A 15832-nucleotide genomic window follows, 5' to 3' on the forward strand; every position below is an offset into this window, starting at 1 on the left:
CAGGAGTCTGAAACGCATCTGCCAGGGTTCGTTGCCCGATCGTTGGGCCGATGCAATCCAATGGATGAGCAGGTCCTCGCAAACGCGCTCGTATCATGGGTGGATGCACACGTACCGGATCGGAGAGGCGGCGGCCCTGATGGGCGTCAGCGCCGATACCCTGCGCCGCTGGGTCGACGGCGGACGGCTCACCGCCGAGCGCGACGAACAGGGCCGCCGGATCATCCCGGGCCCGGCGCTCGCCGCGTTCGCCCGGGAGCTGAGCCGCGGCGCGGACCGGGAGGGCGGCGGAGTCTCCTCGGCCCGCAACCGGTTCGCGGGCATCGTCACCGAGGTGATCCTCGGCGATGTGTCCGCGCAGGTGGAGATCCAGGCGGGGCCGTTCCGGGTGGTGTCCATGATCAGCCGGGAATCCGCGGAGGAGCTGGGTCTCGAGCCGGGCGTCCCCGCGGTGGCGGTGATCAAGTCGACCAACGTGGTCGTGGAGAAACCGTGAGCGCGCCCCGCCGCACACGCCGACGAGGGAGAGACCTGTGACGCCCCGTTCCGTAACCCGCCGAACTCGCCGAACCCGCACCCTGCGCATGGCGGGCGGCCTCACCGTGGCCGTGCTGGCGCTCGGCGCCTGCTCCGGAGGCGGCTCCTCCGACTCCGCCGAGAAGTCGGACGGGGAGAGTGGATCGTCCTCGAAGAAGGTGTCCGGCACGGTCACGGTCTTCGCCGCCGCCTCGCTCAAGGAGAGCTTCACCGAGCTGAAGAAGACCTTCGAGAAGGCACACCCCGGCGCCAAGGTGACGTTCAACTTCGGTGGCAGCGACGCCCTCGCCGCCAGCATCACCTCCGGCGCCCCCGCCGACGTCTTCGCCGCCGCCAGCCCGAAGACCATGAAGACGGTCACCGACGCGGGCGACGCCAAGGGCACCCCGTCGACCTTCGTCCGCAACCAGCTGGAGATCGCGACCCTCCCCGGCAACCCGAAGAAGATCACCAACTTCAAGGACCTCACCAAGGGCGGGCTGAAGGTCGCACTGTGCGCCAAGGAGGTGCCGTGCGGCTCCGCCGCGCAGAAGGTGCTGGACAATGAGCATCTGAAGCTCACCCCGGCCAGCTACGAGCAGGACGTCAAGGGCGCGCTCACCAAGGTGGAGCTGAAGGAGGTCGACGCCTCCGTGGTCTACAAGACCGATGTGAAGGCCGCGGGCGGCAAGGTCGAGGGCGTGGAGTTCCCGGAGTCGAAGAAGGCCATCAACGACTACCCGATCGCCCTGCTGAAGCACGCGCCGAACGCCGGGGCCGCCTCCGCCTTCATCGACCTCGTGAAGTCCCCGCAGGGCCAGAAGGTGCTGAACAAGGCGGGCTTCCTCAAGCCGTGACCATCTCCGCCCCGCAGGACACCGAGGTCCTGGAAGGTGAACCCCGACGGGGGCGGCAACGGCGGACCCGGTCCGGCGTCCCGCTGCCGCTGCTGCTGCCCGCCGTCGCCGGGTTCGCCTTCCTCGTCCTGCCGCTGGCCGCGTTGCTGATCCGGGCGCCCTGGCGGTCGCTGCCGGAGCAGCTGACCAGCGTCGAGGTGTGGCAGGCGCTGCGGCTCTCCCTGATCACCGCGACCGCCGCCACCGCCGTCGCGTTGGTGCTGGGCGTGCCGCTGGCCTGGCTGCTGGCCCGGGCCCGCTTCCCCGGCCGCGGTGTGGTGCGCGCCCTGGTGACCCTGCCGCTGGTGCTGCCGCCGGTGGTGGGCGGTGTGGCGCTGCTGCTCGCGCTGGGCCGCAACGGGATCGTGGGCCAGTGGCTGGACTCCGCCTTCGGCATCACCCTGCCGTTCACCACGGCGGGCGTGGTGGTGGCGGAGGCGTTCGTGGCGATGCCGTTCCTCGTGATCAGCATCGAGGGCACGCTACGGGCCGCCGACGCGCGGTACGAGGAGGCCGCCACCACCCTCGGCGCCTCCCGCTTCACCGCCTTCCGGCGCGTCACCCTGCCGATGATCGCCCCGGGGGTGGCGGCCGGTGCGGTGCTCGCGTGGGCGCGCGCCCTGGGGGAGTTCGGCGCCACCATCACCTTCGCTGGCAACTTCCCCGGCCGTACCCAGACCATGCCGCTGTCCGTCTACCTCGCGCTCCAGAGCGACCCGGACGCCGCCATCGCGCTGAGCCTGGTGCTGCTCGCCGTATCCGTCGCGGTCCTCGCCGGGCTGCGCGACCGCTGGATGGGGTCCTCCGCATGACCACCCGCACCCCCGCCAGGCATACGCACACCGACGGCCTCGACGCCCATCTCGTCGTGGACCGCGGCGACTTCCGGCTCGATCTGCGGCTGACCGCCGCCCCCGGCGAGGTGGTCGCCCTGCTCGGCCCCAACGGCGCGGGCAAGACCACCGCGCTGCGCGCCCTGGCCGGGCTCACCCCGCTCACGGCGGGCGAACTGCGCCTGGACGAGCGGGTGCTGGAGGAACCGGCGCGGCGGCTGCGGATCCCGCCCGAGGCCCGCCCGGTCGGCGTCGTCTTCCAGGACTATCTGCTCTTCCCGCACCTCACCGCCCTCGACAACGTGGCCTTCGGCCCCCGCTGCCACGGCGTCCCCAAGGCCGAGGCCCGCGCCCAGGCCGCCGGCATCCTGGCCCGGATGGGGCTGGACGGCCACGCGGGCGCCAAGCCGCGCCGGCTGTCCGGCGGCCAGGCCCAGCGCGTCGCCCTCGCCCGCGCCCTGGCCGTACGCCCCCGGCTGCTGCTGCTGGACGAGCCGCTGGCCGCGCTGGACGCCCGCACCCGGCTCGACATACGCGCCGGACTCCGCCGCCACCTCGCCGAGTTCGAGGCGGTGGCCGTCCTGGTCACCCATGACCCGCTGGACGCGATGGTGCTCGCCGACCGGCTCGTCGTCGTCGAGGACGGGCGCGTCGTCCAGGACGGCACCCCGTCCGAGGTGTCCCGCCGTCCTCGTACCGACTACATCGCGAGCCTCGTCGGCCTCAACCTGTACCAGGGGCGCGCCGAGGGCCACACCGTGAGGCTCGACAGCGGTACGGCCATCACCACCGCCGACGACCTCACAGGACCGGCCTTCGTCGCCTTCCCGCCCGCCGCCGTCACCCTCCACCGCGACCGCCCCGCCTCCAGCGCGCGCAACGCCTGGCGCGCCGAGGTCACCGGCCTGGAGTCGCACGGCGACCAGATCCGCGTCGCCCTCACCGGCGAACTGCCGCTCCTCGCCGACCTCACCACCGCCGCCGTCGCCGAACTCGGCCTCCACCCGGGGCGCGAGGTCTGGGCCACCCTCAAGGCCGCCCAGACGCACGCCTATCCGGCCTGAGAAGATGCCCCCGTGAGCGAACGGGGAGAGCGAAGTCCGATGTGGCGGCGGCATGTCATCGCGACGGTGGTGAGTCTGCTGGCCCTCGGGGTGGCCATCGCCCATCTCGTCGCGCCGGACCTGAAGATTGACAACGTCACGGTCGCGCTGCTGGTCATCGCCGTCGTCCCCTGGCTGCGCGAACTCTTCACCAGCATCGAACTGCCCGGCGGGCTCAGGGTCGAGTTCCGGGACGTCGAGCAGCGCATCGAGGCGGCCGAGCGCATGGCCGACGCCGCGCTCGTCGGCGGCGAGGGCGCGGGGGAGACCGACGGCCCGGAGGTCCTGGAGGAGGTCCGCAGGCTGGCCGCCGAATACCTGTCGGTGCGCGCCTCGATGCGCCACGGATCGGCCCGTACGCAGCGCATGAACGGCATCTTCGCCCGCCTGGTACGCACCACCCAGCGCCTCGCGAACCCCGCACTCGACGACTGGCTCACGTCATCGGACGGCGGCCTGCGGCTCGCGGCCTACGCCCGCCTGTACGCCGTACCGGACGATGCCACGCTGGACACCTTGGCGTACGCCGTCACCGAGGAACCGCTCCCCTTCGGCCAGTACTGGGGAATCCGCGCCCTCGACAAGGTCGTCGACGTCGTCGGCCCCGATCATGTGCGGCCAAGCGTCGTCCGCCGCCTGGAGAACTGCCGCCCGTCCGGCGCCGACCGGGCCCATCTGCTGGACCGCCTGCTACGGAAGATCCACGCCGTCACCTAGGCAATCACGAGCCGGTGTGGCTGTTCTCCGGCGCCCCGCTGGAGCCGATCGCGAAGGACGACGGTGGCGGTACGTACTTCCTCTGGGACGACTGAGATCACGTATCGGTGATGACCACCTTCCCGAAGTGCCCCCGCCCCGCGAAGTGGCGGTACGCGGCGGGTGCGTCCGCGAAGGGGAAGGCGCGGTCGATCACCGGGCGCAGCCGGTGCCGCTCGATCGCCCGGTTCATCTCCTCGAACATGTCACGGCTGCCGACGAACATCCCCTGCAACGTGACCCCCTTGCGCACCACCGCCATGGGATCGACCCCGTCGCCGTCGGCCAGCACCCCGATGATGCTGATCCGCCCGCCGGTGCGGACGGCGGTGAGGGACTGGGGCAGGGTGCCCGCGCCGCCGACCTCCACCACGTGGTCCACGCCCCCGCCGGTCGCCTCGTACACCGACTGTCCCCACGCGGGCGTCGCGACGTAGTCGATCCCGTCGGCCGCGCCGAGCGCGCGCAGCCGCGCCAGCTTCTCCTCGCTGCTGGAGGTGGCGATGACATGGGCGCCGCTCAGCGCGGCGAATTGCAGGGCGAAGAGCGAGACACCGCCGCTGCCCAGCGTCAGCACGCTCTGTCCGGGAGCGGCCCCGCCCGCCGTCACCACCGCGTGCCAGGCGGTCACGGCGGCGCAGGGGAGGGTCGCGGCCTCGGCGAAGTCCAGGTGGGCGGGGGCGGCGACGAGGGCGTCCTGGTCGAAGAGGACGTACTGGGCGAGCACGCCGTCGGACGGGCCGCCGAGCGCGCCCGCGGTCCGGTCCGCGGTGGCCGGGCCGGAGACCCAGCGCGGCATGAAGATGCCCACCACTCGGTCCCCGGCGGACCACCGCGTGACCTCGGGCCCCGCGTCGACCACCTCGCCCGCGCCGTCGGACAGCGGCACCAGGCCGGGGGTCAGCGCGCGGCCGTAGGTGTCCGAAGCGATCATCAGGTCGCGGTAGTTGAGCGACCAGGCGCGCATCCGGACCAGCACTTCGCGCGGCCCGGGGGCGGGCACTTCGCGCGTCGCGGGGCGGAGGGCGTCCACGCCGGTGAAGCGGGGCAGTTCGAAGTGACGCGTCGTCCGCGTGATGCGCGTCGTCATGCGGGGATCCGCACCGCCTGGCCGCTGACGCGGACGCTGGTGTCGTCGGGGTCGATGTCCACGAGGAGTTCGCTGGGCCGTCCCATGTCCTCGCCCTGCCGGATCCGGACCCGTTCCGGCTTCTCGATCAGGCCCAGCGTGCGCAGATACCCGCCGAAGGCGGCGGCCGCGGCGCCGGTGGCCGCGTCCTCCACGACCCCGCCGACCGGGAACGGGTCACGGGCGTCGAAGTCGAGCCGGTCCGGGTCGGGTCGGTGCACCAGATGCACGGTGGTCCAGCCGCGCTCCCGCATCAGTTCCTCCAGCGCGTCGAAGTCGTACGCGAGGTCGCCCAGGCGGGCACGGGTGGCGGCGGCGAGGACGAGGTGGTCGTTGCCCCCGAACGCCACATGCGGGGGGAGGGCCGGATCGAGGTCGTCCGGGGACCAGCCCAGCGCCGCCAGCGCGGGCGCCAGCTCCGTGGCCTCGTCGGCGGGACGCGTCCGGGTGGGCACGGAGGTGAGGGTGGCGCTCGGCACCCCGCCGTCCACGGTCGTCGCCACCCGGACCTCGCCCGCCGCCGTGTCGAAGACCAGCTCGCCGGGGCCGTCCCGCTCGGCCAGGGCGACGGCGGTGGCGACGGTGGCGTGGCCGCAGAAGGGGACCTCGGCGCGCGGGCTGAAGAACCGCATCCGATAGCGGCGCCGGGGCTCGTCGTGTGCGGTGAGGAACGCGGTCTCGGAGTACCCGACCCGGGCGGCGATGGCCGTCATGGCCGCGTCGTCGAGCGACCCGGCGTCGAGGACCACACCGGCGGGGTTGCCGCCTTCAGGGTCGGTGGTGAAGGCGGAGTAACGCAGTACGTCGGTCATGCCGTCCAGGCTTCCACCGGGATGCCATCGCGTCCAACGATTCCTTTCGCTGGACGCGATCGAAAAACCCGATAGCCTCTTCATGATGGACACCAGACTCCTGCGGACGTTCGCGGCCCTGGCCAGGACCGGGAGCTTCACCGCCACCGCCGCCGAGCTGCATCTCGCCCAGTCCACGGTCACCGTCCAGGTCCGCACCCTGGAACGGGAGCTGGGCACCCGCCTGTTCGACCGGCTGCCCACCGGCGCCGTCCCCACCAGCGCCGGGCGGCGGCTGCTCACCGACGCCGAGGACGTCCTCGACGCCGAGGCCCGGCTGCGCGCGGCCGCTGCGGGCGTCGCCGGGGCCCACGGCACCCCGGAGGGGCAGGTCGCCCTCGGCGCGGGCGAGTCCCTGTGCGCCTCCCGGCTGCCCCGCGTGATCGCCTCCCTCGCCCGCAGCCACCCCGGCATCGAGCTCAACCTCCACCCCGTGGGCAGCGCCGCCGCCGTCGAGGGGCTGCGCGCGGGCCGCCTCGACCTCGCGCTCCTGCTGGAGCAGCGGGTCGACCACGCCGACCTCTCCGCCCGCCCCCTCGCCCGCGAACCCCTCGTCTATCTCGCCGCCCCCGGCCACCCGTGCGCGGACCGCACCGTGGGCTGGGCCGAGCTGGGCCGGCAGAGCTTCTTCGTCCACGAGGAGGGCTGCTCGTACAGCGACCACCTGGTGCGTACCCTCCGCGCCCTCCCCGGCCCACCGCCCCGCCTCACCCGCTTCGGCAGCATCGAGGCCGCCCGCTCCTGCGTCGCCGCCGGTCTCGGCCTCACCCTGCTCCCGCGGGCCACGGTCGTACGCCAGCTGGCCGAGGGCACGCTGGCCGAGGTCCACGGCCCCGAAATCCCCCCGGTCCCGGTCCAGCTGACCCACGCCCGCCGCCGCTGGACCAGCCCCGCCGCCCAGGCCGTCGCCACCGAACTGGCCCGCCTCCTCCCGGCGGACACCCCCTAGAGCAGCCGCACGCCGTCATGGGCGCGGACGGCGGGCGGGGCGGCGGTGTCGAGCGCGTCCAGGACGCGGGCCGCGTACGCCTCGCTCGCCAGGTCGGGCACCTCCGCACGGGTGGCCCAGCGCCAGGCCCGGGTGCGGGGCCCGGTGGCGGGGGTGCCGTCCAGCGCCCGGCAGCGGAAGACGAGGCAGACGCCCAGGCCGTTCATGTCCTTGTAGACGCCGGTGAGGGCCGCCGGAAGCGCGATCTTGACGCCGGTCTCCGCCAGCAGTTCGCTCCGCAGGGCATCGGGGATCGTCTCGTCCGGGTCCAGCGTCCCGCCCGGCGGCTCCCAGGTGCTGCTGTCCCGGCGCTTGATCAGCAGCGCCCGGCCCCGCTCGTCGACGATGACGCCGGCGACATTCACTGTGTGCGGGCGGTCCACGGTCACGTTCCTCGGCCCTCTCGACTGGCTTCGCGGCCCTCACGGTAGCCCAAGTCCCGTACCGGCAAAGGGCGCACTGACGCGGAGGGCGCCGTGCGCCGGCCGGCTCCCGTCGTCAGCGGATGTCGACCGCGCCGTCGTCCGGCCGGGCCCCGTTCCGTCCGCTCCCCGCACGCGGGGACGGCGTCTCCCCGTCGCCCAGGTTGTTCCGTACCGAGTCCAGGATGGTCAGCCCCTGGCCCACCAGCCCGGCCGCGATCTCGCCGAGTCCGTCCGCGCCGTTGAGGACGTTGACGTTGGCGCCGGACAGACCCGACGAAGCCTCCTTGACGATCTGCGGCAGCTGGTCGATGAGCATGCGGTCCAGCGCGACCCGGCCGTGCGAGGCCGCCGCCTCGGCCTGGATCTTCATCCGCTCCGCCTCGGCCGTCGCCAGCACCCGGATCCGCTCGGCCTCGGCCTCCGCCGGCTTCACGATCTCGGCCACCAGCTCCTGCTGCCGCAGATCGGCCGCCCGCTGCGCCAGCTCGGTCTGCGCGGCGAGCACTTCCCGCTGGGCGTGGGCCTGCGCCAGCGGCCCGGCCTGGGCGGCCTGGGCCTGGGCGCGGTCCACCTCGGCGTTGTACTGGGCCTGCACGATGGCGGTCTGCCGGGCGTATTCGGCCTGGTTGCGGGCCGCCTCCTGCTCCGCCTCGGCCGACGCCTGGGTGGCCTGCGCCTGGGCGATCTGGGCCTGGCGCTGGATGGCGGCCTTGTGCGGGGCGGACATCGCGTCGATGTAGCCGGCGTCGCCGTCGTCGATGGACTGGATCTGCAGCGAGTCCACGATCAGGCCGATCTTCGCCATCTCGGCCTTGGAGGTGTCCAGCACCTCGGTGGCCAGCTTCTGCCGCTCGGTGATGATCTCCTCGACGGTCATCGAGCCGATGATCGCCCGCAGATGACCCGCGAAGATGCGGCCGGTGAGGACGGACATCTGCTCCTGGTCGGAGAGGAAGCGCTGTCCGGCGTTGACGATCGACTCGGTGTCGTTGCCGACCTTGAAGGCGATCACCGAGCGGACGGTCAGCACGATGCCCTGCCGGCTGACGCACGTCTCGGCGACCTCCGCCTCGCACATCGCCAGCGTCAGGAAACGCACCTTCCGGAAGACGGGCAGCACGAACTTGCCGTGGCCGGTCACCACCCGGAACGGCGCGCCCCCTTGGCCACGCCTGCCTCCGGAAATCAGCATCGCCTGGTCAGGCGCGGGCACGCGGTATCCGAACATCGCTCGTCTCCCTCAAGCTGCGCCGCCGGCCGAGTCGGCCGACGCGTTCAATGGGTCGGCCCACTCCATGACATCGACCTGCCGGGTACCCCGGGAGTCGATGACCAGCACGGACGCCCCCTGCGGCAGGGGGTCGGAGGACCAGGCGAGGAAGGTCTCCGAGCCGCCCCGTACGCGCACCAGGACCTCGCCCGGACCGGCGGCCCCCCGGGTGCCGATCACCAGCACTCCGGTACAACCGATCACGGACTCATCCCGCGCCATGTGACGGCATCCCCCTCGTCATGTGCACTGAATTCGAACCTTAGCCCTCCCCTGTGACACCGGATACGGGGAAGCACGGCCATTACGCGGCCCTTACCGTTCCGGGTCCGAATCGCGACGGTGTACGGACGTTCTACGCTGTCGGGGCCGTCAAGGACGGTGACGGGACACGGGATATCGCGGAACGCGGTCACCTTCAGGGGCGAGGGCGAGGGCGCGGGCGCCCACCAGTTCGGCTGGCGCGTGCCGTGAGCTGACGTGGTCGGCTACTTCTCCGCGGTGTCCTCGAAGTACGTGTCCAGGACCTCGTCCAGCTTCGCCGTCCACTCCTTGAGGGCGCCGCGGGCCGAAGCCTCCACGTCGGCGGCGTACCAGCGGTGGGCGGTCGTGTAGACGGTGACGCTGAAGCGGCGGCCGAAGCGGGGGGTGTCGATCTCCACCGCGCCGATCTCGTCCCAGGAGAACTCGGCCTTCTCGCCGTCCAGCTGGAAGGCGACGCCGGAGCGCCCGGCGGTGATCGAGCCGCGCCGGTCGGAGACCTCGAAGACCGGCCCGTCCTCGGGCTCGTCCTCGGCTTCCGCCGCCGCCTCTTCCTCGGCCTCGTCGGCGGCCTCGTCCGGGGCTTCCGCGGCTTCGGCTTCCGCTTCCGCTTCCGGAGTTTCCAGGGCTTCCGGCGCTTCCGCGGCCTCCGGCGCCTCTTCCGTGGCCGTCTTCGTTCCTGCGGTCACCTCCTCGGTCTCCTCCGGGCGCGGGGGCGTCAGGCCGGGGATGTGCCCCGGATCAGTCCCGGCGGCGGGTACGGGCGGGGTGATCTGACCTATGCGCTGCTCCACGCCCGGCAGTATGTCGGATGAAGCCGTGCCCGCGACACCCACACCCCGAGTGTTCCGCCGACTGTTCCGCCACGCGTCACGATCACGCGACGTCGATGCCGTACTCCCGGACCAGCGCCTCCAGCCCGCCCGGGTAGCCCTTGCCGCCGATCACGAAGGCCCAGTCGCCCCCCGCGCGGCGCCGGAACGAGCCGAGGACCAGGGCGGTTTCGCCGCGGCGGCCATCGGAGACCTCCAGCCGGCCGAGTTCCGCGCCCGACGCGTCCAGGAGCCGTATCCGGGCGTCGGCGAAGCCGGACAGGTCCGCCCCGGGGTCGACCTCGGGGTCGACGGCCGCGGCGAGGACGAGGCGGTCGGCCTCGGGCGGCAGGGCGTCGAAGGCGACGCGGACCGCCGCCCGGTCGGGGGCGGTGGCGGGAGCTGCGCTGACGGTGCCGTCGGGGGTGCGGGGGTTGTTGAAGAAGACGAAGTGGTCTTCGCTCAGCACCCGGTCGCCGTCGCAGACGAGGGCGCAGACGTCGAGGGCGACCTCGCCCGACCACGACATGCCCAGCACGTTGTATTCGGGCGGCGGTTCCTCAGCGGAACGGGACCCGGAAGCGGCGGCGCCGTCCCCCAGCCGCCCCCGTAGCCCATGCCGGTGCAGCAGGTCGACCAGCTCCGCCCCGGACACCAGCTCCAGCGGCTTCCCATGGGCGAACGTGTGCGAGCCGGGGCCGAACCGCGAGGTGGTGACCAGGACGCCCTTGTTCGCGCCGCTGTCCTGCACCGTCCCGTACAGATCGCGCACCGCCGTCGGCGGCACCGTGCCGCGGTAGCGCTTCACCTGCACCACGATCCGGCCGCCCCGGATCGGCGCGGGGTCCACCGCCTCCACGTCCACCCCGCCGTCGTTCGAACGCCGGGTCGTCACCGCCCGCATCCCCATGGCCCGGAAGAGGTCCGCGACCAGCGACTCGAAGCGAAACGGATCCATCGCGAACAGATCCGGATCGTCGCCCCCGCCCTGGGTGAGGACGCCGGAGCCGACGTCGTCCGGCGTCCGCACGGGCGTCACGGCGGCGCGCTGGTCGGGGCGCGTGGACAGCCGGCCGCCTACGCCGTCGACCAGGCAGTCCACCGCGCTGACCTGCTCCAGCCGCAGTTCGGCGAAGGCGGTACGCGTCACCGTCACCGTCGCCAGGACGATCCGGGCCCGGTGGCCGGTCGCCGGATCGTGGTCGTCCACGAAGCCGTTCAGCGCGACCGAGTCCAGCGCCCCGGACTCGTCCGCCGCGAACAGGTCGCGCAGCGCCAGCAGCATGACTTGCGCGAGCACGTCCCGGTACAGCGCCCGGCGCTGCGTGGCCGGGCGCGCCGTCTCCCGGTCCTCGTCGGCACCGGGCATGTACCGCACCGACTTGATCTCCGGGACGATCTCGTACCGCGGCAACTCCCAGTCCACGACGAGCTGCCGCGCGGCCGGGTCGTACGCGGCGGACACCTCGCGGGGCAGGTCTGGCGGCCACACCGGGGAGGAATACGAGGAATACGCGGTGTGGCAGAGCGCCGCCGTGAAGTACTCGACCACCGCGTCGGGTTCACCGGCCCGCACCTCGGCGGCCAGGTCCGCCACGCCCTCGTTGAGCCGCTGTATCTCCGCGATCCGCTGCTCGGCCCACCGCTCGTACTGCCGCCGGTACGCGTCCAGCTGCCGCACCCGCTCGGCCTCCGCCGCCTGCGCGGCCTGCCAGTCCCGCTCGTACCGCTCCCGCGCCTCCTCCTGAGCCCGCCGCCCGGCCCCGAAGACCCCGCCGCCCTGCGGTTGGTAGTGCCGCTGGTCCGGCATCGGTACGGGGTGGGCGAGCGCGCCCGGGTCGAACGGCTCGACCTGCTCGGGCCGGGCCGGCCCCGCCGGCCGGAACGCCGGCGCCCGGCACCCGTCCACCAGCAACGACCCCAGCGCCCCGACCCGCGCCTCCAGCTCCTCCGTACGCCGCCGCGCGTCCGCCTCACGCTGCCGCCGGTACGCCGCCTGCCGCTCCCGCTGATCGCGCGCCCGCGCCCGCTCGGCGGCCCGCAGCCGCCGCTCTTCCTCCCGCTCCCGCTGCACCCGCGCCCGCTCCTGCGCCTCGCGCTGCCGCTGCGCCTCGGCCCACAGGGAGATCAGGCCGCTGGAACGACCGGAGCGACGGCTCATGCGGTACCCACTCCCCCCGGGCCCACGGGCCCCACACTCGCGCACCGGCCCCAACCAGCGGTAAGCCCCTGATTCTAGTGCTCGCCCCGGGCCCCGTCGCGGTCCCGCCCGACACCTATCGTGGCCCCATGGCGAGGTGGATGTGGTGGCGGCGACCGAAGGCTCTCCCGGCGCAAGGGGGCGGCCACCGTGGAGCGGTGACGCTCTCACTGGACGAAGCCGTTCCGGCAGCGCGTGAGTTCCTTGGACAGGTATACGCGGCCGGGGAGTTCACGGTCGTCATGCAGCGCGAGCGGTCGGAAGAGCACGCGGCGGCGTGGGCGATCCGGTTCACCTCGCAGGAATACCTCGACACCGGGAACGTGGCACTTCAGCCCTTCACCCGGGTGGTGATCGTCCCCAAGGACGGCAGCGCCCCGCGCTTCCCCCCGAGCCACCTCCCCGTGGCGACGTACGTGGCCCAGCTCGCCACGGACCGTCCCGTCACCGGAGCCTGACCGCCGCCGCTCTGTGGTGCGGCCGCCGTGGGATGCGGTTCGGCGATCCGGCTGACCCTAGGTGTGCAGGCGGTTTACCGCGAAAAGAGACGGCCCGGCAGGATGGGGGCAGCCATCCTGCCGGGCCGGGCCCGGTGGGTGCGGTCGTGCGTCAACCGCACTTACGGCCGCTGTTGATGCACTTCACGGCCTGCTTCATCAGCGAGTTGGACATCACGTTGATGAAGTCACCGTGGTCCGTGACCGGCTTGTGCAGCTGCTCGGGGAAGCTGTCCACCGCGAAGACCGAGTTCGGCGCGATCTTGTAGGTGATGCGCTGGGTCAGGGCCGGGATGGCCTTGAAGCCCTTGCCGCACGCACCGTTGGCACCGGCGAAGGCGACATGGGTGCGGTGGTTGGCGCTGTCGGAGTTCCGTCCGTCCCAGCAGCTCTGGAACTTGAACGTCCGCACCACGTTGCTGCCCTTGGGGCACAGCGGGTACTTGTCCTTGAGCTGGCGGTTCTCGAATCCGGTGCAGCTCCAGGAGGCGTTGGCGTTGGCCGTGCCGTTGGTGAAGGCCTTGGCGTCACCGGTGATGATGCGCAGGAACTTCGGCATCGCCACGACCTTGCCGACCGCGCTGCCGCGGAAGGTGAGCTGGACGGAGGCGGGCTGGAGGATGGTGCCGACGTTGCCTTCGGTGCCGCCGCCCGGGGCGTTCACGTCCTTCTCGTTCTTGCCGTTGCGGAGGCGCAGCACGGGCCAGTAGTGGGTGGAGCGGTCGCCGTTGGTGCACGAGGTGGTCGCCGTGGCGAGGACCTGGTCGGTGGCGAACGCGTCGTTCTTCTGGTTGCCCACGTAGTCGTGCATGTGGTGGGCGCCGTTGCTCACGCCGGGGGCGACGATGACGTTGTCGGAGTTGAACTTCTTGTTCTCGTTGCGCCCGCACCGCGAGGAGAAGGTGCCCTTGGAGGCGGCCGCCTGCTGGCGGGGGTTCTTGACGTTGGGCTGCACCTTCCGGATGTCCACGAAGTCGGCCTTCTGCGGACCGGAGCCCTGCGCACCGCCCTTGGCCGCCGCGGGGGCCGCGGCCACGGCGTTCGTCTCGCCCTGCTTGACCGTGCAGGACGCCATCGAGTCCAGCCCGGACGCCTGCTGCGAGCCCCGTCCCATCCGGGTGGCGATGCGGTTCAGCGCGCTGCGGCGCTGGGACGACAGCGGCGCCAGGACGCGCGTACGCACCCACTCCTGGTCGGCGGCCTGGGGGCCCCGCGCGGAGAGCTGCTTGTAGGCGGCGGCCACCTGGGTGTCCATCTGCGCCAGTTCCTTGTCCACGGCGGGCCGTGCCTTCTGCGGCACGTTCGACAGCTTCGTGGCGACGTCGGGACACTGGATGGTCATCGAGGATTGTCGGGCGGCCTCGGTCCGGTTGGGGGATTGCCCGGCCGAGGCGTTGTTGTCGGTCATCATCAGCGCCCCGCCGCCGATCGCCAGAGCCGTGACGCCGACGGCGGACACGACCAGCACGCGGGACCGCTTGTGTCTCTTCTTGTACCTCACCACTACGCCCCTCATTGGTAGTTGTCGTACTGCGATACGAAAACCGGGGCGGTTCCGCTCATCGGCGGCCGTAGGGGATGAAGGTATGGCGGGAAAGTGCCATACCCGCCGCGCGCTGCCACCCTTATATGAAAATGAAAACCAACACCATGTACTCTGTGTGTCATGGCCCGCAACGAACTACGCCCGATCATCAAGCTCAGGTCCACCGCCGGCACCGGCTACACCTACGTGACCCGCAAGAACCGCCGAAACGACCCCGACCGGATGGTCCTGCGCAAGTACGACCCGGTCGTGGGCCGCCACGTCGACTTCCGAGAGGAGCGCTGACCGCCATGAAGCCCGGTATCCACCCCGCGTACGAGCCGGTCGTCTTCCGCGACCGCGCCGCCGGCTTCGCCTTCCTGACCCGTTCCACGGCCACCGGCGACAAGACCGTCGAGTGGGAGGACGGCCGTACGTACCCGGTCATCGACGTCGAGATCTCCTCGGCGAGCCACCCCTTCTACACCGGCACGCAGCGCATCGTGGACACCGCGGGCCGCGTGGAGCGCTTCGAGCGGCGGTACGGATCCGGCCGGGGCGCCCGGTGAGCGGCGAGCACGGGACCCGGCTGGCCGTCGCGGTCGTGGGCGGGCTGCACGCCGACGCCCGCCGGGCCGCCGTCGAGGAGATCCTGCGCACGGTGCCCGGCGCCGTCGCCCTGCACCACGACCTGTCGGCCGCGACCGACCGCGCCGTGCACCGCACCGTACGGGACGCCACCGGCCCGCTCGGCAGCGGTCAGGCGCCGCTGGTGAACGACTGCGCGTGCTGTGCCCTGCGCGCGGACCTGGTCCCCGAGCTGCTGCGGCTGGCCGCGGGCGGCGGCCACCGGCTGGCCGTGGTCGAGCTGTGGGATTCCGTCGAACCGCAGGCCATGGCCGCGGTCATCGCCGCCGAGGGCGCGCCCCTGGCGCTGACCGGGGTGGCCACCGCGGTCGACCCGGCGCTGGTCGTGCCGTACCTGGCAAACGGCGACGACCTGGCCGACGCCGGGCTCGCCGCCGCCCCGACCGACCAGCGCACCGTGGCCGACACCTTCGCCCGGCAGCTGGAGTACCCCACGCTGATCGCCGTCGCCGAGGACAGAGAGCGGGACGAGCCCGCCGATGACGGTGACCACGCCGTGCTCACCCAGCTCACCCCCGGCGCCCGGCACCTACGGCTCGACGACGGCGACGGCGACGGTGCCCTCGGGGCCGCCCTGCTGCGCGGCTTCGACATCGAGGCGGCGGCCGCCCGTCAGCACCCGGCGTGCGCCCTGCTGCCCCAGGACACCGACGAACACGGCGTGTCCACCCTCGTCTGGCGGCGGAGGCGCCCCTTCCACCCCGGTCGGCTCTATGCCGCCCTGGAGGACCTGACGTGCGCCGCGGCCCGCAGCCGGGGCCGGTTCTGGCTGGCCGACCGGCCCGACTCCCTCCTCTCGTGGGACGCCGCGGGCGGCGCGCTCTGCGTGGAGTCCTCCGGCCCCTGGCTGGCCGCCCTCCCGGACGCCGCCTGGGAGATGGTCCCCGCCGAACGCCGCGTCGCGGCCTCCCTGGACTGGCACCCGGAACACGGCGACCGCCGCCAGCACCTCACCTTCACGTCCCCGGGCCTCGACCGCGACGGACTGCTGACCCTGCTCGACTCCTGCCTGCTCACCGACGACGAGTACGCGGCGGGCCCGGACGGCTGGAAGAAGCTGCCGCACGCCTTCGACGACCTCCTCGACCCGGTCGCGTGATCCCTCCCCCTCCGTACGGAAAG

The 15832-nt window shown here is 72.7% G+C and carries 18 protein-coding genes; 10 read left to right on the top strand and 8 right to left on the bottom strand.

The features are described from left to right. The first annotated feature begins 103 nt into the window (after positions 1–103). The 5 genes from ACH4SI_RS13595 to ACH4SI_RS13615 all read left to right on the top strand — a co-directional run bounded on the left by ACH4SI_RS13595 (position 104) and on the right by ACH4SI_RS13615 (position 4065). Positions 104–496, top strand: a complete 393-nt coding sequence (locus ACH4SI_RS13595) for a molybdopterin-binding protein (protein WP_398295867.1) — start codon at positions 104–106, stop codon at positions 494–496. An 88-nt stretch (positions 497–584) separates the two neighbouring features. Further along, complete coding sequence (gene modA, locus ACH4SI_RS13600; RefSeq protein WP_398295868.1) at positions 585–1373, top strand: molybdate ABC transporter substrate-binding protein; 789 nt, start codon at positions 585–587, stop codon at positions 1371–1373. Next, positions 1370–2224 (top strand): ABC transporter permease, encoded by an 855-nt coding sequence (locus ACH4SI_RS13605; protein WP_398295869.1) that lies wholly within the window; start codon positions 1370–1372, stop codon positions 2222–2224. The genes modA and ACH4SI_RS13605 overlap by 4 nt, the downstream gene beginning before the upstream one ends. Further along, positions 2221–3309 (top strand): ABC transporter ATP-binding protein, encoded by a 1089-nt coding sequence (locus ACH4SI_RS13610; protein ID WP_398295870.1) that lies wholly within the window; start codon positions 2221–2223, stop codon positions 3307–3309. The genes ACH4SI_RS13605 and ACH4SI_RS13610 overlap by 4 nt, the downstream gene beginning before the upstream one ends. A gap of 12 nt (positions 3310–3321) precedes the next feature. Further along, positions 3322–4065: a hypothetical protein gene (locus ACH4SI_RS13615; RefSeq protein WP_398295871.1), complete on the top strand. Its 744-nt coding sequence runs from the start codon at positions 3322–3324 to the stop codon at positions 4063–4065. Positions 4066–4162: 97 nt separating this feature from the next. On the opposite strand, the gene ACH4SI_RS13620 is transcribed toward ACH4SI_RS13615, so the two are convergent. Next, a complete protein-coding gene (locus ACH4SI_RS13620) occupies positions 4163–5194 on the bottom strand; it encodes an NAD(P)-dependent alcohol dehydrogenase (protein ID WP_398295872.1) in 1032 nt (343 codons plus the stop codon). Continuing rightward, the gene (locus ACH4SI_RS13625; RefSeq protein WP_398295873.1) at positions 5191–6045 is read right to left on the bottom strand and encodes a PhzF family phenazine biosynthesis isomerase; all 855 of its coding nucleotides are present in this window, start codon (positions 6043–6045) and stop codon (positions 5191–5193) included. The genes ACH4SI_RS13620 and ACH4SI_RS13625 overlap by 4 nt, the downstream gene beginning before the upstream one ends. Positions 6046–6130: 85 nt before the next feature. Between ACH4SI_RS13625 and ACH4SI_RS13630 the strand changes: the two genes are divergently transcribed. Then, positions 6131–7033 (top strand): LysR family transcriptional regulator, encoded by a 903-nt coding sequence (locus ACH4SI_RS13630; protein ID WP_398295874.1) that lies wholly within the window; start codon positions 6131–6133, stop codon positions 7031–7033. Here the strand turns inward: ACH4SI_RS13630 and ACH4SI_RS13635 are convergent. The 5 genes from ACH4SI_RS13635 to ACH4SI_RS13655 all read right to left on the bottom strand — a co-directional run bounded on the left by ACH4SI_RS13635 (position 7030) and on the right by ACH4SI_RS13655 (position 12001). After that, positions 7030–7461 (bottom strand): NUDIX hydrolase, encoded by a 432-nt coding sequence (locus ACH4SI_RS13635; protein ID WP_398295875.1) that lies wholly within the window; start codon positions 7459–7461, stop codon positions 7030–7032. The genes ACH4SI_RS13630 and ACH4SI_RS13635 overlap by 4 nt on opposite strands. A gap of 109 nt (positions 7462–7570) precedes the next feature. Continuing rightward, positions 7571–8725 (bottom strand): SPFH domain-containing protein, encoded by a 1155-nt coding sequence (locus ACH4SI_RS13640; RefSeq protein WP_398295876.1) that lies wholly within the window; start codon positions 8723–8725, stop codon positions 7571–7573. A gap of 12 nt (positions 8726–8737) precedes the next feature. After that, positions 8738–8989 carry a hypothetical protein gene (locus ACH4SI_RS13645; RefSeq protein ID WP_398295877.1) on the bottom strand — a complete coding sequence of 84 codons (252 nt, stop codon included), beginning with the start codon at positions 8987–8989 and terminating at the stop codon, positions 8738–8740. Positions 8990–9255: 266 nt separating this feature from the next. Continuing rightward, on the bottom strand, positions 9256–9822 hold the full coding sequence (locus ACH4SI_RS13650; RefSeq protein WP_398295878.1) for a hypothetical protein: 567 nt from the start codon (positions 9820–9822) through the stop codon (positions 9256–9258). 82 nt (positions 9823–9904) lie between these two features. Further along, positions 9905–12001: a restriction endonuclease gene (locus tag ACH4SI_RS13655; RefSeq protein WP_398295879.1), complete on the bottom strand. Its 2097-nt coding sequence runs from the start codon at positions 11999–12001 to the stop codon at positions 9905–9907. A 197-nt stretch (positions 12002–12198) separates the two neighbouring features. Between ACH4SI_RS13655 and ACH4SI_RS13660 the strand changes: the two genes are divergently transcribed. Next, positions 12199–12498, top strand: coding sequence for a YrhB domain-containing protein (locus tag ACH4SI_RS13660; RefSeq protein ID WP_398295880.1), 300 nt, complete (start codon positions 12199–12201; stop codon positions 12496–12498). 151 nt (positions 12499–12649) lie between these two features. Here the strand turns inward: ACH4SI_RS13660 and ACH4SI_RS13665 are convergent, their stop codons facing one another. After that, positions 12650–14053, bottom strand: a complete 1404-nt coding sequence (locus tag ACH4SI_RS13665; protein ID WP_398295881.1) for a DUF1996 domain-containing protein — start codon at positions 14051–14053, stop codon at positions 12650–12652. A gap of 150 nt (positions 14054–14203) precedes the next feature. Between ACH4SI_RS13665 and rpmG the strand changes: the two genes are divergently transcribed. Genes rpmG through ACH4SI_RS13680 form a run of 3 tightly spaced genes read left to right on the top strand, consistent with a single transcriptional unit; the run spans position 14204 to position 15809 of the window. Then, complete coding sequence (gene rpmG / locus ACH4SI_RS13670) at positions 14204–14368, top strand: 50S ribosomal protein L33 (RefSeq protein WP_009716346.1); 165 nt, start codon at positions 14204–14206, stop codon at positions 14366–14368. Between the two features lie 5 nt (positions 14369–14373). Beyond that, the gene (locus ACH4SI_RS13675; protein ID WP_398295882.1) at positions 14374–14631 is read left to right on the top strand and encodes a type B 50S ribosomal protein L31; all 258 of its coding nucleotides are present in this window, start codon (positions 14374–14376) and stop codon (positions 14629–14631) included. After that, a complete protein-coding gene (locus ACH4SI_RS13680; RefSeq protein WP_398295883.1) occupies positions 14628–15809 on the top strand; it encodes a GTP-binding protein in 1182 nt (393 codons plus the stop codon). The genes ACH4SI_RS13675 and ACH4SI_RS13680 overlap by 4 nt, the downstream gene beginning before the upstream one ends. Positions 15810–15832: the final 23 nt, after the last annotated feature.

This window comes from Streptomyces sp. NPDC021212 (genome assembly GCF_044332925.1).
Lineage (GTDB): Bacteria > Actinomycetota > Actinomycetes > Streptomycetales > Streptomycetaceae > Streptomyces.